Here is a 21778-nt window from a genome sequence, read left to right as displayed (position 1 = left end):
GGACGAATCCGCAGGGGGCGGACTCCGTTGATGGCGCGTGAGTTAAGGAGGGCTGGCCCTCCCGTCAAGCCGCGCCCGTGTCGAAGATGGTGTCGAGAACCGCGTCGGGAAGCTCCATCAATCGCGCCGCATCGGTCCACAGCAGGGCGCAACGCACGGATTTACCGGGGTGAACTGCCCGAAGGAGAGCCCGGTAAGTCGCCATCTGGCCGAGATAAACTTTCGCCACTGCAGCAACATCAGCCGGTGGCGGCCGGTTGGTCTTGTAGTCGATGATCAGCACTTCATCGCCGGTCACGACCAGCCGGTCGACCTGACCGCGGATGATCATATTGGCGGGCAGGCCGGGCGCCTGACCGACCAGGGCCACTTCGGCCCGGCTGCCCGGACCGAAGAGCGGCGCGAAGTCGGGATGATCCAGAATGCCCAGAGTCTCGGTCAGGATCTGTGCCCTATCCGACTCGGCGATATCAGACTGCGCGGCCAGAAAACGCTGACCGGCAGCTTCGCGGCGATCCGATGGCAGGTCGGGCAGGGTCTGCAGCAGCTTGTGGATCACATCGCCGCGGCGGAAACGATGCCCGCCCGGGTCAGCCAGCGGCGACAGGACGGCCGGTTCGCTGTCAGCATCGGCCAACAGGCTGGACGGCGCAGCGCCCAAAATCTGTCCGCCCTCGGCCGGCGCCGCCAAGCGGGCCCAGGCGGGGAGGCTCGTGTCTCCGGCGCCCGCCTCGCTGACCGCACCGAGTGCCACTGGCGCCGGACCGAAGCGCAGGCCAGGCTCCGCGTCCTCAACGAGGCGGGAGACAGGGGTCTCGAAGGGCATCCACTCCTCACCCTGCCAGGCTTCTGCCAGCTGAGTGTACCAGCTGTCGTCGGCGATCCGGCCCGGATGGCCCTGCCCCTGACGCCAACCACAGACGATCAACCGGTCTCGTGCCCGGGTCAGTGCGACGTAGAGCAGGCGGCCATGTTCGGCCAATTGCCGGTTCTCGGATTGCTGGCGGAGCGCTGCAACTGCGTCGGTATCGTCATCCTTGCGCTGCGACCACAACAGGCCGCAATCCGTCTGCGCGAAGATTGGCGTGGTCTTGCCGGTCAGCGGACTGCGCGTGGTGTCCGGCAGGATGATGACCGGGCGCTCCAACCCCTTGGAGGCGTGCACCGTCATCACCTGGACCTCGTCGCGGTCCGGGCTCATTTCGCGCTTGATCTGGACGTCTTCGCCCTCGATGCGGGCGATGAAGCTGGCCAGGGCGCCGCCCTCTTCACGCTCGTGCTGCAGCGCCCGCGCCAGGAATTCCTGCAGCGGATCGCGCGCCTCCTCGCCCAGACGCGCAAACATGCGCGCCCAGCGCGTCTCACCGGTCGGCGTCCGGGCATTGAGAAAGCCGGTGAAGAAGTCATACAGGCGCGACTTGTCGGCCTGGTCACGCAAGGCCGACAGGGCAGAGCGGGCGTCGGCGAAGCGCGGATCTTCGCTGGTGAAGAGCGCATTCCACAACGTGCCGCGGCGTTTCAGGTCGGTGCGTGAGCGGGCGAGGTCATAGAGCGCCTGCTCGTCTATCCCCGCCTTTGCCGGGTCGACCGGGTCGAACAGCGGCGAGCGCAGGACCTCGGCCAGCGCCAGATCATCACCGGAGGTCATGGCAAAGCGCCCCAGCGCCAGCATGTCCTTCACCGCGGTCTGGTCGCGCAGCACCATCCGGTCCGCCCCGGCGACCGGAACGCCGGCCAGCTTGAGCTGACGGATCACCTCTTCAAAGAAGCCACCCGTCCGGCGCCAGACCAGGATGGCGATATCCGAGGGTCTCACCGGGCGCTGGGTAAACTGTCCGCCCTTTTCCTCCCAGACCGCATCGCCGCGGCTGATCATGTCGGCGATCTCACCGGCCACGGTCTGGGCCAGCACATCGCGCGAACTGCCCCGTGCCCGCAGATCGACCGGGTCGAAGATCGAGCCTTCTTCGGTCTTCTCCGGCTTGGGGATGGCGGGCCAAATCTCGACACAGCCCGGCGTGTGCGACCGCGCAGCCCGGTGGCCCTGATAGCGCGCGAAGGGCAGATCAGTGGCACCGGCGACAAACTTCATTTCCAGCGCCGGCCGCTTGGCCTCGAAGGCCTGGTCGACCGCGGTGAGAATCTCCGGCGCCGAGCGGAAGGAGACATCCAGTCCCGGGCGTTCAAACGGCAATTCCACCGCTGCCGCGGAGGCCGCAATCCGGTCGCCCTCTTCGATGAAGCGGGCCGGTTCGGCACCCTGGAAGGAATAGATCGACTGTTTCTCGTCGCCAACCACGAACAGGGTCCGGCCCGTCTCCTGCGCGCCGGCTCCGGCGAAAAACTCGGCCGTCAGCCCGCGGATCATGTCCCACTGGCGCGGCGCGGTGTCCTGGGCCTCATCGATCAGGGCATGGGCAAGCTGGCCATCAAGCTTGTAGCCGACCCAGCCGGAGAAGGGGTTTTCCGGCGCCAACAACAGACCGGCCAGCCGGATCAAATCGTCAAAATCCAGCGCGCGAGCCTGTTCCAGAGCTTCGGAATAGGCGCGCGTAAAATCGTCGACAATGCGCAGCGCCACGGCGCTCGCCCGCGCAATATCGGCCCGCTTGATCATGTCCCTCAGCGCATCCAGCCGGTCGGCCTCGGCCTCCAGCAGGGACAGGACATGCGGAAACCTGTCGGAGATTGTCTTGGTGGCCAGACTGGCCGCCCGCGTCCCCGTGCCGCCCTTGGTGTAGAACGCCGCCAGATAGGCATCGAAGGCTTGGGCCGGGTCGCCCGCTGCCAACGCTACACGGATGGTCTCACCGCGCGTGACATCGGTTTTCGCCCCTTCATGGATCAGAGCGTGCGAAGCGGCCTCCACCTCGGTGCGCGGCATGGCGGCCATGGCATCCTGTTTGAGCGCTGCGGCATGGCTGCCCTCAGGCAGCTCCAGCACCGCCCACAACTGCGCGATCAACCCGTCGCATCCCCCGGCCCGCTCACAGGTCTCGGCGAAGTCATGACGGTTGGACCGGGCCCAGCGCAGGATGGTGTTGATCGCATCGGGGCCGCCGGTCTCGATCAGCGTGTTGACGGCCTCCGGTGCCAGACCGGACAGGACAGCCCGGCGCGCCGCATCCATCGCCTTTCCGGCCGATATGTCATCCAGCGTGTCAAAGCCGGGCGGGGCACCGGCCTCGAGCGGAAAGCGGCGCAGCAATCCTTCGCAAAAGGCGTGAATGGTCTGGATCTTGAGGCCACCCGGCGTTTCCAGCGCCTGGGCGAACAGTTTTCTGGCCCGGTTGGCGTCACCCGGCTTCAGATCACGATCGAGCAGCGCCTTGAGCTCGACAGCCAGGACCTCGTCCGGCGTCACTGACCAGTCACCGAGACGTTTGAACAGGCGCTCCTTCATCTCGGCGGCGGCGGCCTTGGTATAGGTCACGCACAGGATGGTTTCCGGCTTGTGGCCAGCCAGCAGCAGGTTGATCACCCGGTCGACCAACACCCGCGTCTTGCCGGAACCGGCATTGGCCTCGACGAAGACACTGGCCTCGGGACGGGCGGCACGCTGCTGGTCAGCGCTGGCCGATTTGAGGATATCCGGATCGAAACGGGCCTCGCTCATGTATCGCCCTCCGATGAACCCTCTGCGGCCGAGCCCCATTCGCCGCGCCGGGCGAGATGGTCGAAATCTCCGTAATCATTGGTGTACTGAGCGCGGATCTGGCTCTCATAGGGCGTCGTTTCGTCATCGAAACGGGCAATCCAGCCGGTCAGGTCGGTCAACGCGCCCTCGACATAGCTGGCGACATCCGGATTGCGGCCACCGTCGATGCGGACCTCCTTGCCGCCGCCGGCATTGCCCGGCAGCGAGATGTAGTAGAGCCCGGCCGCCTCGCCCGCCTCCAGCGCCTCGAACGCGCCCGCCGCGGCCATCGCCGCCGTCAGCGGCAATTGCGGATCAAAGCCGGCCTTGATCGACTTGGCGCTGGCCGAGCCGCCGGTCTTGTAATCGATGATATCGAGGCGGCCGTCCGGATGGCGGTCAAACCGGTCCGACCGGCCGGTCAGCGTCCACGGTCCCGCCGGTCCCTCAAAGGGCATGGACCCAAAGATTTCGACCTTGTCGAGATGGATGCCACGGGCCCGACGCTCGGCCTCCCAACCGACAAGCCAGGACGCCGCCCGCTCGAAACGGGCCCGCTCCAGCACCATCTCTTCCGGCCCGAACCCGGCCTCGGCCAGCTTGAGCTCGGCATGGGCGACCAGCTGTTTGACGGCATCTTCGGGAATGCCATCGCTCCAGGCCGGAACCACCGCCTCCAGGGCGTCGTGCAGTGCCGAACCACGTTCGCGGGCATCAGGCGGCATGTCGGCGGGATCAAGGCGGCGCAGCCCCAACACATGGCGGGCATAGATCGAATAGGGATCGCGGACCCAGGTCCGGATTTCAGTGATCGACATCTGCCGCGGCCGCACCGGGACCGGCGGTGCCGGCTGGGGGCGTGGCGCGGCGCGTGGTGGCGCGCCGGGATCGTCAAGACGGCGTGACAGGGCCGCATAGTCCGTCTCGGGCGCGAACGCTGCCTCCGCCGCCGCTCCCAGTGCACCACGGGCCAGAGTCTTCAGCCGCCACAACCAGCGCGAGGCGACCGTGGGCGAACCTTCCGACTTGCCCGACCTCGTCATGATCACATCCGGTGCGGCTGCCAGCTGCGCGAAGTCATGGGCCGCCAGGCCATAGCGCCGCTCCGGCGCGCCCAGGCCCACCGTGCGCCGCATGCCCGGGGACAGCCATGGATCGGCGCCGGGACCGGGCGGCCAGACGCCTTCATTGAGACCAGCCAGGATGACCCGGTCGGCGGTGATCAGGCGCGCCTCGAGCGGGCCAAGCACCTGCAGGCGCGGATGCACACCCAGGCGCGGCGCGACGCGGCGCGACCGGCACATCTCGCCAAAGGCCGCCGCATATTCGGGCAGGCTCATATCGGGCAGGCTTTCGCTTTCCTCCAGCAAGGAACGCAGCAGGCCGGCCGCCGCTTCGCCGCCTTCACCGACCCAGACCGCCTGCGCGCCCGACCCGCTATCGTCAGACGCCAGAGCCTCGGCCGCTTCGGCATGGGCGCGCGCCCACGCGCTGGCGGATCGCTTGCCCGGTGTCAGCAATCCGGCCAGTGAAGTATCGAGCTGATCGAGAATGGCGTTGATGGTCGCCCGATCCTCGTCGAACAGTCTGACATACTGGCCATCAAGCCGAGCCCGCACAGCAGCCAGGTCGCGACCGGGGCGGGCGCCACGTAGGGCTTCAGCCTCGAACTTCGCGAGCACCGTATGGGTCTGTCCTCGCCTGTGCCCGGCCCTGAACAGGGGCGAGCCCCACAGCGCTGTCAGGGCGACGACACGACCGCAATCCAGCGCCACATCCAGCAGGCGGGTCAAAAAGGCGCCCGCCATTGTCTCTGCCAGCGCCGCGCCGCCGGAATCATCCAGCCGGACGCCAAACCGCGTCATCTCGGCGGAGACACGCCGCGCCAGCATGCGGTCGGGCGTCACCAGGATGGCCGTCCTGTCCGGCGTTTCCAGCACTTCGCGAAGCATCAGGGCACAGGCCCGGGCCTCGCTGATCTCGTCCGCCGTTTCGACCAGGCTGAGCCCGGTCATGCCGTCATTGAAAAAACTGTCGCCGAAGCGGCCCTGCAATTCACCGATCCGCTTGAGCCATTCATCAGTCGTATCGGCGGGCCGCAGCGCTTCGGCGATCAGGCGGCGGCGGCGTTCGGCGAGACTGTCCTCCGCTGCGCCCGGCCAGGATGGCATTTGCAAGCGATCCACACCGAGCTCGTCGACCAGTGTCTTCATCGCCCATTGCGGGTGGTCATCCTTGATCGAGTCCCAGGCCGATGCGTCGGCGTCCCAGTCAAAGCCCGGCAGGACCACGGCACCTTGCGGCAGGTTGGCGATGACTTTCATCAGTTTGCGAGCGGCGGGGATCGAGCCGGTGGAGCCGACCGCGAGAACCGGATGGTCCGGAGGCTGCTTCGTCCAACGGGCGACAAGCTCGTGCAGGATCAGGGATCGCCGTGCTGCCGCATCGGTCAGGCCCAGCTCGGCCAGGCGGGCCGGCCAGACGCGCTGGACGATGTCGATGAACTCGACGGCCTCACGCCGATCCGCCGGCAGATAGGTCGTGACGGCGTCCTGCAGGTCGGACAGGTCGCTGACATCCTCGGTCGCGAGATCGTCGAGCAGGGCGGCCAGCGAGTCCGACAGGGCCAGCGCCCCGCCGACACCGAGCGGGCGACCGAGCGCGGCTTCCTTGGCGAGGATCAGGCGGGCGAGCTCATAGCGTCGACGTTCGATCGAGATTGCCGGCGCCGCCAGCCCGGCCAGCTCTCCTGGTTCGAAGGGCGGGTCATCGACATCGACATCACCGATGGGCCGGATCAGGGGGAGTAGCGCGACACCATTGCCGGCGAGCTCGGCGAAGACATCGCCCAAGGCTTTGGCAGCGCGGCGGGTCGGGGTCAGGATCAAAAGACGGGTCAGGGCATCCGGATCACCCGCCGCGTCGAATTCCTCGCGCAATGTCGTTGCCAGGACGCGCAGAAAGTCCGCTTGTGGCGGAATGGTGTAGAGGCACGGGCCCGACGTATCGAAAAGACGTCCGCTCACCGCGCCAGCCGCGCCTCCGCCTCGGCCAGGGCGCGCGGGTCGCCCACATGCATCCAGAAGGCCGGCAGGGTGACACCGTGCAAACGCCCCTCGGCCGCGATCTCGCGCCAGACCTCCATCATCGAGAAGCGGCTGACAGTGCGACCGGCCAGGGCTGCCGGATTGAGGATCTGGACACCGGCATAGGCATAGGGCGCCGATTTTGCCTTGCCACGGAAGCGGACTTCACCGCCCGTTTCCAGAAAAGCATCGCCCGGCCCGTCAAATCCGAGCGTCGCATCCATCGGCGCCAGCAGCAGGAGTGCGTCCATCGCCGCGCCATCCCAGACCGCCCGCAGGCTGTCGAGCGAAGCGGCGCCGGCCTCTTCCCAGATGGCATCGATATTGGCGATGAAGAAGGGATCGGACCCCAGCTCGGGCAGGGCTTTCACCACGCCGCCACCGGTTTCCAGCACTTCGCCGCGCTCGTCGGAAATGGTGATGGCCGGCTGACCGGTCCGCGCCGCAAGATGCGCCTCCATCTGATCGGCGAAATGGTGGATATTGACGACGCAGCGCTCAACACCGCCGGCGCCATAGCGATCCAGGGTCCAGTCGAGCAGGCATTTGCCGCCCACCTCGACCAGCGCCTTGGGACGCTCATTGGTGATCGGCCGCATGCGGGTGCCCAGACCGGCGGCGAGCGCCATAGCGTTGCGAATCTCGATCATTTGTGGGCTTCCGCGAAAACCTGCGGCGCGTGGGACTTCATCCACATGTGAAGCGGCATCAGCGCCGGATGCTGGAGGTCGGCAACGAAATGACGGGCGACGCGTGGCAGCAGGTCCAGATAGCGTGCCTTGCCATCGCGCACGGCCAGACGGACGAAAATGCCGAGAATTTTGGCGTTTCTCTGGGCGCCGAGCACGGCATAGGCGGAGTCAAATCCGGCAACGTCCTCAATCCCCGCTTTTTCGACAAAGCGGGCCTTGAGCGGGACGGCGAGCTTGCGCTCGACATTGCGACGGGCATCCTCGATCAACGAAACAAGGTCGTAGGCCGGGTGACCGATCAGCGCGTCCTGGAAATCGAGCAGACCAATCTCGCCCTCGCCTTCGCGCTCGGGCAGGTAGATCAGGTTCTCGGCGTGGAAGTCGCGCAGGACCAGGCCGGGCGCACAATGATCCAGACGCTCGAAGGCGCGGGTCCAGATCTCGCGCCAGTGGTCGCGCGCCGCGGCGTCCGGCGCTGCGCCGGCATGCTTGTCCAGGAACCAGTCCAGGAACAGATCGGCTTCCGCCATCAGCGCGGTCGCGTCATAGGCCAGCAAAGGCCAGGCCTCGCCATCGCGCTCGACCGCATCAGGAAAGCTGGACCGATAGATCGCCGCCAGCACATCCACCGCCTTGGCGTAGAGCGTACCCTCGTGCAGATCACCGGGCAGAAGCCGGGCGATCAGGTCATCGCCGAGATCCTCCAGCAGCAAAAATCCGGACTGCGTGTCGCTGGCCAGCACGGTCGGCGCGGAAAAGCCGCGCTCGCACAGCGCATCGGCCAGGCCTGCAAAGGCTGTGAGATTCGACCCGGCCAGGCGGGCAACGGCGTTATAGCCCAGCGCGGCGCGGTCCTGTGGACCGGCATCGGGCGGGCAGATCGGCGCCTCGGCGGCGGCCGGCGCATCCATCAGCATGGCCCGCTGATCATCCCGTTCCAGACGGATATAGCGGCGCGTCGATGCATCGCCGGGAAGCGGGTGATGCGTGGCATCGCCCCAGCCGGCAGCGCTCAGAAAAGCCGTCATTGCGGCTTTACGTTCAGATGTCATCAAGGCGCGCCTCCCACTCGCCAAACCCTGTTAAGCTCGCCCGCCTGGGTGTGTCCATTGCCGCGCCCGGGCTTTCCCCGGCCATTTCGAGCTGCACTTCCAGCCTGTCATCCGGGATCAGGCCGAACAAGCGGTCGGGCCACTCAATCAACATCGTGGCGTCGCCGAAGGCGTCGTCGAGGCCCAGCTCATCCAGCTCGTCCGGGGATTCAATCCGGTAGAGATCGGCATGCCACAGCTCGCCGCGTCCCCAGTCATAGGTCTGGATGATGGTATAGGTCGGGCTGGGGGCGTCATCGACGCCGCACAGCGTCGCAATGACGGTCCGGGCAAATGTCGTCTTGCCGGCCCCAAGATCGCCAGTCAGAAACACCGTGTCACCGGGACGCAACGCGTTTGCGAGACGCAGGGCCAGCGCTCGTGTTGCCGCCAGATCGGGCAAGGAAACAGTGTTCGAATTCCCCATGTATTGCGCTTAACGAAGCCCGCTCCCGACGGCAAGCGGTGAGGCTGAATCTTGACTCCCTCGTGAACGCTGTTCATTTCCTTGGCGAAGAACGGAGACTTGCATGCCGAAGATTACCTATATCGAGCACAATGGAACCGAACACGTCATCGACGTCGCCACCGGGCTGACCGTTATGGAAGGCGCCGTACGCAATCTGGTTCCTGGCATTGACGCCGATTGCGGCGGAGCCTGTGCCTGCGCGACCTGCCACGTCTATGTCGACCCGGCCTGGGCCGACAAGACGGGTTCCCGCGAGGCAATGGAAGATTCGATGCTCGATTTTGCCGAGGAGGTCCAGGAGACCTCCCGCCTGTCCTGCCAGATCAAGGTCAGCGATGAGCTGGACGGCCTGGTCGTTCGGATGCCGCAAAACCAGGGCTGAGCCTGTCCGTCAGCGTTTCAGGCCGGGCGGCGCCTATTCGGCCCGCGCCCGGTCTCCGGCTAGACGTGTCGCCGGGCGGCTGGCCAGGTCAAGTTCCGGCGGCACGGCATTGCTGCGCGGCTCGGGAGGCAGATGGCAGGACACCAGCGTCCCGCGCTCGGGTTCGGACTGAAGCTCGACCCAGCCGCCATGCAGCTCGGCGATTTCCTTGACCAGTGACAGGCCGAGGCCGGCGCCGCCGCGCTCGCCGCGCGCGAAACGATCAAACACGCTGGCTTGTTTTTCTGGCGCAATGCCTTCGCCATCATCCTTCACCCACAAGGTGATGTCCTCGCCATTGCGGCGGGCACCGATGGTCACGGCACCACCGGTAGCGACATGGCGGATGGCGTTGGAGAGCAGGTTCATGGAAACCTGCTTGAGACGATTGCGATCCGCGCGAAGCAGGCCGAGTCCGTCTTCGATGTCCACATCGAGCTTGATGGCATGATGGTCCGCCCTTGCCGCGACCAGGTCGGCCGCCTCACGCGCCACATCACCCAGATCCACGTCTCCCAGCTCGAGTTCGAGCTGGCCGGCATCAATTGCCGCGACATCGAGGATGTCGTCGATCAGCTTGGCCAGGTGTGCTGCCGCTGACTGGATCGCCGACATCGGCTCTTTCTGGCGGTCAGAAAGTTCGCCGGCAAAGCCTTGCGCCAACATGTCGGCATAGCCGCCAATCGTGGTCAGCGGTGTGCGCAATTGATAGCTCACATGCTCGACAAATTCGGTCTTGATGCGCTCGGAGGTTTCCAGCGCCTCGGCCCGCTCACGCAGGGCTTCCTCGATCCGGCGGCTGTCGGTGACGTCATCCCAGCAGATCAGGGTCGCGCCATCGGGCAGGGGACGGGTCAGATAGGTCAGGACCCGGCCGTCCAGGCGACGCATCTCGCCGGTGACCTGTTTGCGGGCCTGCGGGCTGGGATCGGTGACCCGGGCCTTGATGTCAGTCCAGACCCGGTCGTCGGTGAACAGCGCGGCACAGGTCTCTGACACCGCGTCGAAATCGGGCTGGCCGTCGAGTTCCTCGGCGTCGAAGCCCCACAAGTCCTCGAAGGCGGAGTTATTGAGCTGAAGGCGGCCATTGGCACCAAATACGGCGACGGCCTCGTGCAGCTTGTCCAAGGTGGCGCGCTGGACATTGATCAGCGTGTTGTAGCGAGCCCGAAGAGCCAGCTCATCGGTCTTGTCCTCGAAGATCAGCATCAAACCGCCCAGCGGGTGACGCTGACGGGCGACGCGCAAGGTGCGACCGTCCGGCAATGGCCACAGCTCGTCCGGCGTCTCTTCACTGGGAGGCGCGTCGTAGCGGGCGAGCTCGTCCGTCTTCCAGGCACCGAAATCGGCCTGTTCCGGCAACAGGCGCTTTTCCCGCATGCGATCAAGGAACTGGCCATGGCCTGGCCGCTCGTTCAGCCAGGCATCATCCAGTTTGAACAGGTTGGAGAAAGCCTTGTTGTGGAAATTCAGCCGCTTGGACCGGTCAAAAACGACCACGGCCTCGGCCATGTGATTGAGGGTGTCGTCATGGGCGCGACGGAAGCGGGCCAGGGCCGCCTTGGCTTCCTCGCCATCGGTCACGTCGAGCGCGAAACCGGCCGCCCCGCCCGAGACCGGGAAGACCAGGAATTTCAGTCCGCGCCGAGATCCGTCGATGACGACAATGCGCATCTCGTCGACCGGCTCGCCAGCAATTGTCGCCCGGGAGGCGAGATCGGTCATGGCAGCGTCGAGCAGGGTCTGCTTTTCGATGACCGCGTCGACCGCATCGCCCTCGACGGCCTCGACATAGGCCTGGTTGGCCCACTCGATCCGGCCAGTAGCATTCATGCGCCAGGCTGGAACCGGCGCGCGGCCAAGCATGTCGAGGAAGGCAAGCGGATCCTTGGACACCAGGCGGCGCGCTTCCTCGATCCGCCCACGGGCGCCTGACTCTTCGAGACCGCGAATGGTGGCATCCGAAAGCCAGACGACAAGCTGGGTTCCGGCGGCGCGCCCATCGACTTCCAGAAAGCGCCCGCTCGGACCCAGGATGGTGAGAGAGAAGGGCTGGCCTTTTTCACTGAGATCACCGAAGCGCCGACGCAAGGTGGTTTCCTCGCCACCCGCTGACCGCGCTTCATAGTCGGCAAGGCCTTCCATCAGGATCCCTGCCGGATTGGGACCTTCATTGGCCTCGGCAAACCGCAGCAATGAGGCCAGGGCCACCGACGAGCCAAAGATGCGGGGCGCTCCCCAGCTGGTATCGGCTGAATCGACGGGAGGCTGGTCCCAGACCAGCACCAGGCCGGGATGGGCGCCGAACACACTGTCGGCCCGCGCGACGCGGTCTTCCAGATCGGCCATCTTGCGACGCCACAATGCCTGGGCACCGCGCGCTCCGGCGGTCTGCTTGAAGGCCCAGATACCGACGGCCACGGCGAAAGCCACGGCGCCGATGGTGACAGCAAGTGTCACGAACTGAAATGTTTGTCCGGTCATCAATGTTGCCCTGGGTGCGGACCCGCCCCCATTGCCTGCGGCCCTCACGAATCACCATGATACCGGCCTGTGGAGTCGCGGGCGATGCCCGCACCGGTAAATTTCCTCATACATTATATACCCCGGGCGCCATTGGCGGGGAAAATTCCGGTTCACCGGGTCACTGGCGGTCGAGGCTGCTGTGCTGGCAGGTCGGATCGGCTGCCATCGCCGGGGCGTCAACGCCGGGCCGATAAACTGCATGAAGCTGTGGATAGTGGCCGGTCGGTCAGCGGATATGGACCTCTCCGGCGCGGAATTCGAACATCACCACACAGTTTTCGAGGGTCTCGACACCATCCAGCGGCGCGAATTGCCAATCCGATACGGCGCGTTCCGTTGCCCGGTTGAAGGGCCCATCAGGCACGGCACGGTGTACGCGGGCCCGATGCACACTGCCGTCTGCATAGACATGGAAGCGCACGACGACCCAACCCTGTCGCCCGAACCGCCAGGCGCGAGCGGGATAGTCGGGCAGCTCTGCCGAGACCGCCGCAAGGGTCGATCCGCGACAATCCTCGGGGCCCATCATCCGTTCGACATTGGGCGGAACCGGCAATTCGTCACGCGGGATGAACGGCCCACGCCCCGGTGGAGCCAGTCCCGGCAGATCGACGGTCGGCATGCCGCCGCAGGCGGTCAGAACAAGGCAGAGACAGGCAGCAAGTGTTCGCATGGCCGCAAGCTAGCGGCTCGCCGGGAGCCGAGAAAGTCCGCATTCAGCGCCCCGCAAGGGCCGCCGATGTTGAACAATTCGTAAAGAATGAGTGAACCCCGTTCAATTTCCGGCATCAAACTTGTAGGGTTCTGGCGAAATGGGTGAGGGGCCTGCCGATTTGGGACAATCGGCAAGGCATTACGTTGTTAGAGGTGCGTCAAGCCATGTCTTTGTTGCCAACCGCGCATGCCGGGCAGTCTTTCGGGGCCCGCCGGATTGATTTTTACACCGTCTCCGGTGAGGTCTCCGCGTCCGACGACACAACCGGTCGCGTCATTGATACCGACAGCATGACTCACGATGTCCGGCTGCTGGACCGCTCGAATGCCCTGGCGCCTGGCGACACGGCCAGCGTCTTGCGCGTACAGGCCGGTCCCAACCGGCGATCGCGCCCTGCAGCCATCATCAATCACAGTCGCGGCACCTGGATGCGCGCCGCTCCGGAAGCGACGACGCTGCTGGCCCGGTCCGGTGTCACCCGCAGCTTCAATTGGTGGCTGTCGGTGTTGTTCCTGGCGTTTCTGGCCCTGGCCGCTGTTTGGCCGGCCATTCACGGCTTCCTGACCGAGGTCAACGCAAGCCTTATGGCCCAGATCCCGGCCTTTGACGTATTTGCTGAAATCAATGCCTTCCTGCCGGCGCTCGGTGGATGGCGGATGGAAGCTGCCCTGCCTGCCGGCCTGATCGACAGCCTGGCCTCGCTCGGCTTCGTGCCGATGGACCAGCTCACCGAGTGGAGCCTCGCCCTCGGTGCCGGCCTTATCACCCTGCTGGCCTTTTTCGGGCGGTCCTGGCGCCTGATTTACATTCCAGCCCTGGGCGCACTGGCCCTCGCTGCCGGTGCCATTCTCGGCTCCGCCCTGCCTACCCTGGCCGTGGTCGGTGGCAGCCTCGCCTTCTTCACCCTGGCCGGGCTGGTCAACCGGATCCGGGACGGTGGCCGGCTGAACGCGCGCATCGCGCGCCTGGCCGAACATGCCCTGCGCAATCCGCCCCAGGAAGGGGTCCGCGCCAGCAATACCGGACATCCGGCCGCCGCCGGCATTGCGGCGTCGGCTGCAATTGCCGCCGCGACGGCAACAGCTGAAGGCGAGCACGCCGAGGCAGGCCCGGCCGAAACGGTCGACCTCGCGCCTGAGACCGACACTGACGTCTCGGCCGAAACCGGTGATCAACCAGCCAATGACGCTTCCGCCGACGATCACGCCAGCGGGGAAGTCGCAGCGCCGGACCAGTCCGATCTCCTGCCCGCCGCAAGCGGTGGCGATGCAGAGATCGAATCCGAGGCTGCAACACAGGCTGAAGCCGCGGCACCGGAAGTGTCCGGCGACGCTGTCGGCACGCCGGAAGCCGGCGAGGCCGCCCCCTCCGCCGACCCCATCGACGAAATGCCTGAAAGTGGTGCGGAATCATCTGACGATACAGCGGCAGTCATGGCAGTTGGCGCCGATGCAGAGCTGGACTCCGACGCCGGGGTCGCCGCGGAACCGGCCGGCAAGGAGGTCGCTGACCCCGCGCCTGAGACCCGGGTCGACAGCGGCTCCAGCACCGACATGAATGCGGCCGAAGAACCTGCCGCACCCGAGGCGGTAGCGGTTGCCGAGCCAGACAGTGCCGAGCCAGAAAGTGCCGAGCCAGAAAGCACCGAGACTGACAGTTCCGGGTCGGACAGTGCTGAGCCGAAAAGTGCCGAGACGGAAAGTGCCGGGGCGGATGATGCGGGGCTGGATGATGACCTGCCCAGCCTCGATGAAGTGGCAGCCGCCGCCGCATTGAACGAGACCGAAACCAATCTTGTCGATGGCCCGTCGGGTACGACCGGTGTAGCGCCGCTGGTCGCGGTTGACCTTGACGACGAACGGACCATGCCGGTCGCCCCGCCGCCGCCAATGCCCGGAAATGACGCCCCTGCCACTGCCGTCCAAGAGCCCGAAGCAACGCAAACCCCGGAGCCAGTCGCGGAAACGCCTCCGGCAGAGCCGGACGCCGCCGCAGACCTGCAGCCGGATGACGCCGCTGCGGAAATGCCTGTTACGGAAGCTGCGCCGGAGCCTGAGGCAGAGCCCACCCCCCGGGCCAGCGTCGACGCCGCCCCGCCGATCGTCGACGATCCGATGATGGAGGAGGCTGCTGACCCGATGGTTCCACGGGCGGAAGCAAGCGATTTCGCGCCCGGCGCACCGGATATCGAGATGGACAGGAGCCCGGCCGAATAACAGCCGGTCTGCCCGTCAAACAGAAAAGCCCGCCATTCGGCGGGCTTTTTTTTCTGATCAGTCCCTGCTGTGCGAGCTGCTCGCGTGTGCGGATTACTCGTCTTCGTGGAACTTGGCTTCGACCAGATCGGCCAGGCTGTCGGCCGCACGCTCGGCATCAGCCCCCTCCGATTCGATCGCGATCACCGAACCTTTCGACGCCGCCAGCATCAGCAATTCCATGATTGAGTCGGCATTCACGGTCTCGCCCTCACGCGATACATGAATGGTCGATTCAAAACCCTGGGCCAGCTCGACAAATTTCGCGGCCGCTCGGGCATGAAGGCCACGCGCATTGCAGATGGTGACCTTGCGCGCGACTTTCGTCACTTGTCCGCACCTTCAAGAACGTTGGACGCAATGGCGATATAGCGCTTGCCGGCGTCCTCACCCATGCGGGCCAAGCTGTCCAGATCCGCCCGCGACCGCGCCTCGGCGAGTTTGATCAGCATCGGAAGATTGACCCCGGCAATCACTTCAACCTTGCCCGGGTCAAGCAGGGAGATCGCCAGATTGGACGGCGTGCCACCGAACATGTCGGTCAGGATCAGCACGCCTTCGCCGCGATCGGCGTCCTCGATAGCCTGCCGGATATCACCGCGTCGCTTTTCCATGTCGTCATCCGGGCCGATGCAGACAGCCAGAAACGCATCCATCGGGCCCACCACATGTTCCGTGGCAGCGACAAATTCATCGGCCAAACGGCCATGACTGACGACGACGACTCCGATCATGAATGTATCTAAACGCGGCTTCACTTTGGGGGGAAGCGTCTTTTTGCAACTGGGCGACCAATTTGTCAGTCAGCGTCGGCGGCCGGCAGCTCGACGGTAAAGCGCGCACCGACGACATCGCCATCCTGATTGTGGCGATTGCGGGCGATGATGGTACCGCCATGGGCCTTTACAATCTGACGCGAGATCGCCAGTCCGAGACCGGAATGGGTCCCGAAAGCCGCCCCTTTGGGGCGCTCGGTGTAGAAGCGGTCAAACACCGCTTCCAGATTGTCGTCCGGAATGCCTGGCCCCTGGTCATCGACATGAATCTTGAGACTGGCCCGCCCGTCATGCTGGCCGCGCCGGATCGATATCAGCACTTCGCTGTCCGCCGGAGAAAAGGTCAGGGCATTGTCGAGCAGATTTCGGAAAACCTGCCCCAGCGGATCACCACGACCAATGACCAGCGCCGAGCGGGCCTGCTGGTCCAGACGGATCACCGCCGGATGATTGCCGGCCTCGTTATAGGATTGGGCCAGATCGCCGAGCAGGGTCGCCAGGTCAAACCGGCTGACATCCTCGCGCGCCAGCTCGGCATCGACGCGCGAGGCGCGGGAGATGTCGGTGATAAGGCGGTCGAGCCGCCCGACATCCGCCGTGATGACCGCCAGCAAGCGATCACGGCGCTCGGCATCCTTGGCTTTCGGCAGGACTTCAACGGCTGAACGGATCGATGTCAGCGGGTTTTTCAGTTCGTGCGCCACATCGGCGGCGAAACTTTCGATGGCATCAAGCCGGTCATAGAGCGTCGCGGTCATGTCGGAGAGCGCGACGCCGAGCTCGCCGATCTCGTCATTGCGGCTGCGCAGGTCCGGCATGGTGACCCGTCGCCCGCCTGCCCGACGGGCCTCGCGCGCGGCCCGCGCCAGCCGTCGGATTGGCCGGGCGATGAACACGGTCAATGCCAATGACGACATGGCGGTGACCAGCGCCGCAATGACCATGAAGGGCAGCAGCGCGCGCCGCTCGGCCTCGATCAGGGTATCAAGATCATAGGATTCAATGGTCACCACACCGACAATCGCGCGCACTGGCTGGATCGGTATCGATACCGAGACGACCCGGCGCCCGTCGGCTTCGCGCCGCACCCCGGCAACGGCCTCGCCATTGATCACCTGGCGGACCTCGTCACGCAGATTGCGGCCCATCGCGGCACGCTCTTCCGAGGATCGCAGCAGGTTGGCAAGACTGTCGAGCAATTGCACCGGCAGCGAGCGGGCGCTGTCGGCAATCGGCGCACGGGGCGTGCCGGGCGGGGGCAATTGCGTGGTCTCGAACACATCCGCCAGCAAATGGCTGTCGGCAACGATCGCCGCGCCCTTGTCGAACACGATCACCCGCGATTCTTCGGGTACGTAGAGCTGTCGCAGGATGGCCCTTGCATCCTCGTTGCGCAGCGCCGGAGCGGGTGCTCCGTCGGATGCGCCCTCGGCGAGGACATTGGCGATCAACTCGCCCTGGGCGCGCAGCGAATCCAGCTTGGCATTGACCAGGCCGCGCCGGGTTTCGGTCAGCGCCAGCATGCCCACGACGAGCACGCCAAGGGCGACGAAATTCGCCATCAGGATCAGCTGGGCCAGACGCGAGGAAGGGCGCGGCGCCAGGCTGCGTAGCCAGGCACCGGCCCGCCGCAGACCCGACGTCACAGAGCTCGTCTCAGTCTTCTTTATAGCGGTAACCCACGCCGTAGAGCGTCTCGATCGCGTCGAAACTCTTGTCGCCTTCGCGGAATTTCTTGCGGATACGCTTGATATGGCTGTCGATGGTCCGGTCATCGACATAGACCTGGTCATCATAGGCCGCGTCCATCAAATTGTCGCGGCTCTTGACGTAGCCGGGCCGGGTCGCGAGCGCCTGCAGGATCAGGAATTCGGTCACCGTCAGACGGACCGGCTCACCTTTCCAGGAACAGGCGTGGCGGTTCGGGTCCAGCAACAGGCTGCCACGCTCCAGCGGCTTGCTGTCGCCCGGCTCCAGGCCGACCGTGCCAACGGGCTCACCTGACAGGCGGGCACGGCGCAGGACGGCCTTCACCCGCTCGCCCAGCAGGCGTTGCGAGAACGGCTTGGCGATATAATCATCTGCGCCAAGGTTGAGGCCGAGCGCCTCGTCGAACTCGTCATCCTTGGAGGTCAGGAAAATGACCGGCAGGTTGGAGGACTGGCGCAGTCGTCGCAGCAGCTCCAGCCCGTCCATGCGCGGCATCTTGATATCGAAGATGCCCAGATCCGGCGGATCCTCGGCCAATGCGGTCAGCGCGGACGCCCCGTCATTATAGGTCCGCACATTATATCCCTCGCCTTCGAGAAAGATCGAAACCGATGTGATGATGTTTTCATCATCGTCCACGAGTGCAATCGTCGCCATGCCATCTCCGCGCGTTGACCCCAAAAAATCGGGCCGGAATTGATCCGCGTGCCGGAACCATAGCCGCGGCCGGGTCGACACGCCAAGCTCCCTTGATGAATCAGGAGCATGGTTCACTCGGTTTTAAGCCTCTTTGTGCCATGAATAAGGCTCACGGGGAGCAGGTTCATGGCGGGTGACGTACATTACGAGGTCTTCTTCAAGAAGAACCGCAAGGCGAGCTGGGCCCTCCACGAGGCCCGCGATGACCGCGACCAGGCCATCCGCCTCGCCCATTCGCTCGTCGCCAAGCAAAAGGACGCCTCGGTCCGCGTGACCAAGGAGACCTTCGACCAGGAACACCGCAAATTCCGCTCCGTGCCCGTATTCGAACGCGGTGCCGAGATGATGGGGGCTGAAAAAGAAAAGACCGGCGAGGCCCGTCTGCCCTGCCTGACCCCGGACGATCTGGCCAAGCCGCATGCGCGCGACACGATCCGCCGGGTGCTGACCGGCTGGCTGGAGCGCGTTCAGGCCATCCCGATGGAATTGCTGCACCGGCCCGATCTGGTCGAAAGCCTCGAAGCCTCCGGAACCGAATTGCAGCACGCGGTCCAGAAAGTCGCGATTGCTTCGGCCAGTGACAGCGATGCCGGCGTGCACGGCTATGTCAAACAGCTCAACGAGCTGGTCCAGAAGTCGCTGGCCCGAATTTACAAGGACGGCCGTGACAATCGCCTGCCGGAATATCCCAAAAAGGCGGACTTCGCCGAGATTGCCGGTGAGATCCACAAGCGGGACCGGCGCGCCTATTCACTGCGCGCGGCCATGGCCGACCGCCTGCGCCACGAAAAGAAATATGGCGACAAGCTCGAAGCCCTGCTGGACATGGGCGACAATCTGCCTGCCGACGAAGACGCCCGCAGCTTCGCCCTGGACGAAGTCGACAGCTATATTGCCGAAGTCATCGCCTTTGATGCCGGGCGCGAGGCCCTGTTGGGCAAGTGCAAGGATCTTGGCGAAACCCTCGAGCGGCTGGCCTGCCTGTTCGATGGCGACCACTCGGCCGATGCATTGAACCTCGCTCCCAGTGCCGCCAAACGGCTGGCCCGCAAGATCAAGGGCAAGGAGTTTCCAGCCTGTCGCGCGACCATCGCCGGCTGCATCCTGAAAGACCTCGAACGCCCCAAACGCCTGCGCCCGAGCAGCGTCCGCGATGAAGTCCGCCTGGCCCGTGACCTCGCCAGCCGCCTGGTCATCTGCGCCGACAGCACCCTGCCCGCCGACGCGCTGATCAAGGCCTTCGCCTCACGCTCGGCGCGACTGCTGCAGCCCGAGATCATCGATGAATTGCTGCGTCATTCGCGCGGTGCAGACGAGGAACTCGACCGGCTGATCGCCCTCGAGGAAAACCTCGTCGGCGAGAGCAACAAGCAAAAACTGGCCGGCTATATCCGCTCGACACTGGGCTCCAACCAGGCCGATGCCTGGTATGTGCGCGGTGATGCCAAGCCGCTGGAACGCCTGGCCAAGCTGACATCGCAGCAGGCAAAAGTGCTCAAGGGCGGATACCCCGAGCGCGACAAGCTCGAGCTGGCTGCCAGTTTTGACGCCATGGGCATGAAGGTCGTCGACGACAGCAAGATCCTCAACATGGTCGAGGGCGGCGACCGTCCGGCGCTCGACAAGGCGACCGGGCTGTTGCGCCTGGCGACCGGCGGCGCGCTGCCGATCGGCAAGTGTTCGGCAGACGCCCAGGCGCGCGCCTTGCGTCATTTGAAGTCGGCTGTCGGTCTAAGCGAGGCCCAGGCCGAGGACGGTCGACCCAAGCTGCGACAAATCCAGGGCATGCTCCAGGAATTGACGATCCTGCAGACAAAGTCCGCCTGACGCTTTTCGCTTTCACCTGACCTTCGAAACTGGCTAGGCTCGCATCATGATGCTGCGCCATGTTCTCACCTTCATCGTCGGCCTTGCCTGCGGCACGGCCATGGCGGCGATCCTCGTTTTCAGCCCGATCGAGATCGGTGGCGTCAGCAATGGCTCCTGGATCACCAATCCGCATATCGGTTCCAACGATGCCAATCCGCTGACGCGGGCGCTGGTCGCGCGGCGCGGTCTGCTGGCGCTGACGCGTGAGGAAGCCGTCTATTTCACGGCCACACGCGACAGTCAGGGTCATAATCTCACGGAGCGATGCGCCTATGAGGTCACCGGCCAGATGCCGCCGACCCGCTGGTGGTCACTGACGATCTATGACGAGGCCAGCTTCCTGCCGCGCAATGACCGAAACCGCCATGCCGTGAGCCAGACCACGGCCCGTACAGACGCCAGCGGCCACGTCATCATCCCGATCGGACAGGATGAGGACGGCGCGATCGCCACCGAGAATGCCGGCCTGTTCTCCCTCACCTTGCGCCTCTACCATCCCGACCCGGCCGTGCTGGACGATCTGGACGCACAGACCTTTCCGCGCATCCAGCAGCTGGGCTGCGAGGGCGAGACATGAAACGCCGCGGCCTGCCCTTCGCGCCCTATATCCTCGGCCTGCTGATCGGCGCCGCCATCACGCTGCATGTGCTGCCCGGCGTCATCATGGGACGCGCCATGGACCGGATTGAAAGCCTCGGCGGAGACACCGTCGGCGTGCGCCACGCACCCCCCGTTACCGCCGAAAACCAGACCATTGTCCGCGCCAGCCCGGACATTCTCTATTCGGTCTGCCTTTACGACCTCAATGACGGGCCGATGCGGATCGATGTGACCTGGCCGGCCAATGACAACTACGCCTCGGTCAGCTTCTACGACGCCAACACCAATAATTTCCGGGCGATCAGCGATCGGGATGTCAGTTCAAGCACCACAAGCCTGGTACTGGCGCAATGGGCGGATTGGCTGACAGTGCCGGATATGCGCGGTGATGCAGACGAACAAATCAATGCCCCGACAAAGACCGGCCTGATCCTCTACAGGCGCGTCATCGACGCCGGCACCGACCTCGACATCGCCGAGACCGAGCGTCAGGGCTTCACCTGCCGGCAGATGGCCGATCAGTAATTTGCCTTTGTCGGAGCAGCTGGCGAGACTTCCCGTTTACTCATGCTGGGGAGAGCCATGAACACCACATTGATCGCCGCGCTGGCCACATCCGTCGCCCTCGTTGCACCCGCTGCCGCGCAGGACGACAGCGCCGACATCCAGACCGCCATTGACGCGCTCTACGCCGTGATCTCCGGCCCGGTCGGACAGGCCCGAGACTTCGACGCCATGCGCGAGATGTTCATGGAGGGCGCCGCGATGGGCGCTGTGGGCGCCGGTGAGGGCGGCAATGGCGCCGGTGGCGTCATTTCGCTGGACGACTACATCGAACGCTCCGGCGCCTGGCTGGTCGAGAATGGATTTACAGAACGCGCCACCCGCACCGAAATCGAGCAATGGGGCGAGATCGCCTATGCCCGCTCCGCCTATGAGGGCGTCAACGGCGTCACCGGCGAGGTCTTCCTGGTCGGGGTCAATTACATCACCCTGTTCAAGATCGACGGTGACTGGAAGGTGGCCTCCATCCTGTGGCGCACCGAGACGGAAGACTGGCCGGTCGAGGCCGCATTCGAATGATGGCGCCTTTCCTCCCCACAGCGTGAGGCGGAGGGTCGGCGCACAACGGCGAGCGGTCAGAAAGACCCGGATCATGCCGTTTGTGCACCTCGTTCCTTCTCCCCCGGGCGACGGTGCGCGAAGCGCGGATGAGGCGGGACCCGCCGCGC

General features: G+C 65.2%; 17 protein-coding genes. 6 read left to right on the top strand and 11 right to left on the bottom strand.

The window, feature by feature from the left end; all coding sequences use genetic code 11:
* Positions 1–64: 64 nt before the first annotated feature.
* From addA to tsaE, 5 genes are read right to left on the bottom strand one after another with little or no spacing between them, the layout of a single operon-like run.
* Complete coding sequence (addA, locus tag MMAR10_RS00455; RefSeq protein ID WP_011642029.1) at positions 65–3616, bottom strand: double-strand break repair helicase AddA; 3552 nt, start codon at positions 3614–3616, stop codon at positions 65–67.
* A complete protein-coding gene (gene addB / locus MMAR10_RS00450) occupies positions 3613–6663 on the bottom strand; it encodes a double-strand break repair protein AddB (protein WP_011642028.1) in 3051 nt (1016 codons plus the stop codon). Before addB ends, addA begins: the two co-directional genes overlap by 4 nt.
* Positions 6660–7373 carry a nucleotidyltransferase family protein gene (locus tag MMAR10_RS00445; protein WP_011642027.1) on the bottom strand — a complete coding sequence of 238 codons (714 nt, stop codon included), beginning with the start codon at positions 7371–7373 and terminating at the stop codon, positions 6660–6662. The genes addB and MMAR10_RS00445 overlap by 4 nt, the downstream gene beginning before the upstream one ends.
* On the bottom strand, positions 7370–8467 hold the full coding sequence (locus MMAR10_RS00440; RefSeq protein ID WP_011642026.1) for an aminoglycoside phosphotransferase family protein: 1098 nt from the start codon (positions 8465–8467) through the stop codon (positions 7370–7372). The genes MMAR10_RS00445 and MMAR10_RS00440 overlap by 4 nt, the downstream gene beginning before the upstream one ends.
* Positions 8457–8933 (bottom strand): tRNA (adenosine(37)-N6)-threonylcarbamoyltransferase complex ATPase subunit type 1 TsaE, encoded by a 477-nt coding sequence (tsaE, locus tag MMAR10_RS00435; protein ID WP_011642025.1) that lies wholly within the window; start codon positions 8931–8933, stop codon positions 8457–8459. Before tsaE ends, MMAR10_RS00440 begins: the two co-directional genes overlap by 11 nt.
* Positions 8934–9036: 103 nt before the next feature.
* Between tsaE and MMAR10_RS00430 the strand changes: the two genes are divergently transcribed.
* Positions 9037–9357, top strand: coding sequence for a 2Fe-2S iron-sulfur cluster-binding protein (locus MMAR10_RS00430; protein WP_011642024.1), 321 nt, complete (start codon positions 9037–9039; stop codon positions 9355–9357).
* A 33-nt stretch (positions 9358–9390) separates the two neighbouring features.
* Here the strand turns inward: MMAR10_RS00430 and MMAR10_RS00425 are convergent, their stop codons facing one another.
* Both MMAR10_RS00425 and MMAR10_RS15880 read right to left on the bottom strand, forming a co-directional pair.
* On the bottom strand, positions 9391–11880 hold the full coding sequence (locus MMAR10_RS00425; RefSeq protein ID WP_011642023.1) for a sensor histidine kinase: 2490 nt from the start codon (positions 11878–11880) through the stop codon (positions 9391–9393).
* A gap of 268 nt (positions 11881–12148) precedes the next feature.
* Entirely contained in the window at positions 12149–12595 is a 447-nt protein-coding gene (locus MMAR10_RS15880; RefSeq protein WP_011642022.1) for an energy transducer TonB, read from the bottom strand.
* A 206-nt stretch (positions 12596–12801) separates the two neighbouring features.
* Here MMAR10_RS15880 and MMAR10_RS00415 point away from each other — a divergent pair, with 206 nt between their 5' ends.
* Positions 12802–14853 (top strand): hypothetical protein, encoded by a 2052-nt coding sequence (locus MMAR10_RS00415; RefSeq protein WP_011642021.1) that lies wholly within the window; start codon positions 12802–12804, stop codon positions 14851–14853.
* Between the two features lie 93 nt (positions 14854–14946).
* On the opposite strand, the gene MMAR10_RS00410 is transcribed toward MMAR10_RS00415, so the two are convergent.
* The 4 genes from MMAR10_RS00410 to MMAR10_RS00395 form a co-directional block, all read right to left on the bottom strand.
* A complete protein-coding gene (locus MMAR10_RS00410; protein ID WP_011642020.1) occupies positions 14947–15222 on the bottom strand; it encodes an HPr family phosphocarrier protein in 276 nt (91 codons plus the stop codon).
* The gene (locus MMAR10_RS00405; RefSeq protein WP_011642019.1) at positions 15219–15626 is read right to left on the bottom strand and encodes a PTS sugar transporter subunit IIA; all 408 of its coding nucleotides are present in this window, start codon (positions 15624–15626) and stop codon (positions 15219–15221) included. The genes MMAR10_RS00410 and MMAR10_RS00405 overlap by 4 nt, the downstream gene beginning before the upstream one ends.
* 65 nt (positions 15627–15691) lie before the next feature.
* Positions 15692–17314 carry a stimulus-sensing domain-containing protein gene (locus tag MMAR10_RS00400; RefSeq protein ID WP_011642018.1) on the bottom strand — a complete coding sequence of 541 codons (1623 nt, stop codon included), beginning with the start codon at positions 17312–17314 and terminating at the stop codon, positions 15692–15694.
* 10 nt (positions 17315–17324) lie between these two features.
* A complete protein-coding gene (locus MMAR10_RS00395; protein ID WP_011642017.1) occupies positions 17325–18035 on the bottom strand; it encodes a response regulator transcription factor in 711 nt (236 codons plus the stop codon).
* A gap of 168 nt (positions 18036–18203) precedes the next feature.
* Here MMAR10_RS00395 and MMAR10_RS00390 point away from each other — a divergent pair, with 168 nt between their 5' ends.
* From MMAR10_RS00390 to MMAR10_RS15875, 4 genes are read left to right on the top strand one after another with little or no spacing between them, the layout of a single operon-like run.
* Positions 18204–19904 (top strand): hypothetical protein, encoded by a 1701-nt coding sequence (locus MMAR10_RS00390; RefSeq protein WP_011642016.1) that lies wholly within the window; start codon positions 18204–18206, stop codon positions 19902–19904.
* Positions 19905–19950: 46 nt separating this feature from the next.
* Positions 19951–20523 (top strand): DUF1214 domain-containing protein, encoded by a 573-nt coding sequence (locus tag MMAR10_RS00385; RefSeq protein ID WP_011642015.1) that lies wholly within the window; start codon positions 19951–19953, stop codon positions 20521–20523.
* Positions 20520–21071 (top strand): DUF1254 domain-containing protein, encoded by a 552-nt coding sequence (locus tag MMAR10_RS00380; protein ID WP_011642014.1) that lies wholly within the window; start codon positions 20520–20522, stop codon positions 21069–21071. Before MMAR10_RS00385 ends, MMAR10_RS00380 begins: the two co-directional genes overlap by 4 nt.
* A 57-nt stretch (positions 21072–21128) precedes the next feature.
* Positions 21129–21629 (top strand): hypothetical protein, encoded by a 501-nt coding sequence (locus MMAR10_RS15875; RefSeq protein ID WP_011642013.1) that lies wholly within the window; start codon positions 21129–21131, stop codon positions 21627–21629.
* Positions 21630–21778 lie beyond the last annotated feature (149 nt).

The sequence above is a fragment of the Maricaulis maris MCS10 genome (assembly GCF_000014745.1).
GTDB lineage: Bacteria > Pseudomonadota > Alphaproteobacteria > Caulobacterales > Maricaulaceae > Maricaulis > Maricaulis maris_A.
The sequence above is the reverse complement of the archived record's forward strand: the minus strand, read 5'-3'. Positions and strand labels throughout refer to the sequence as shown.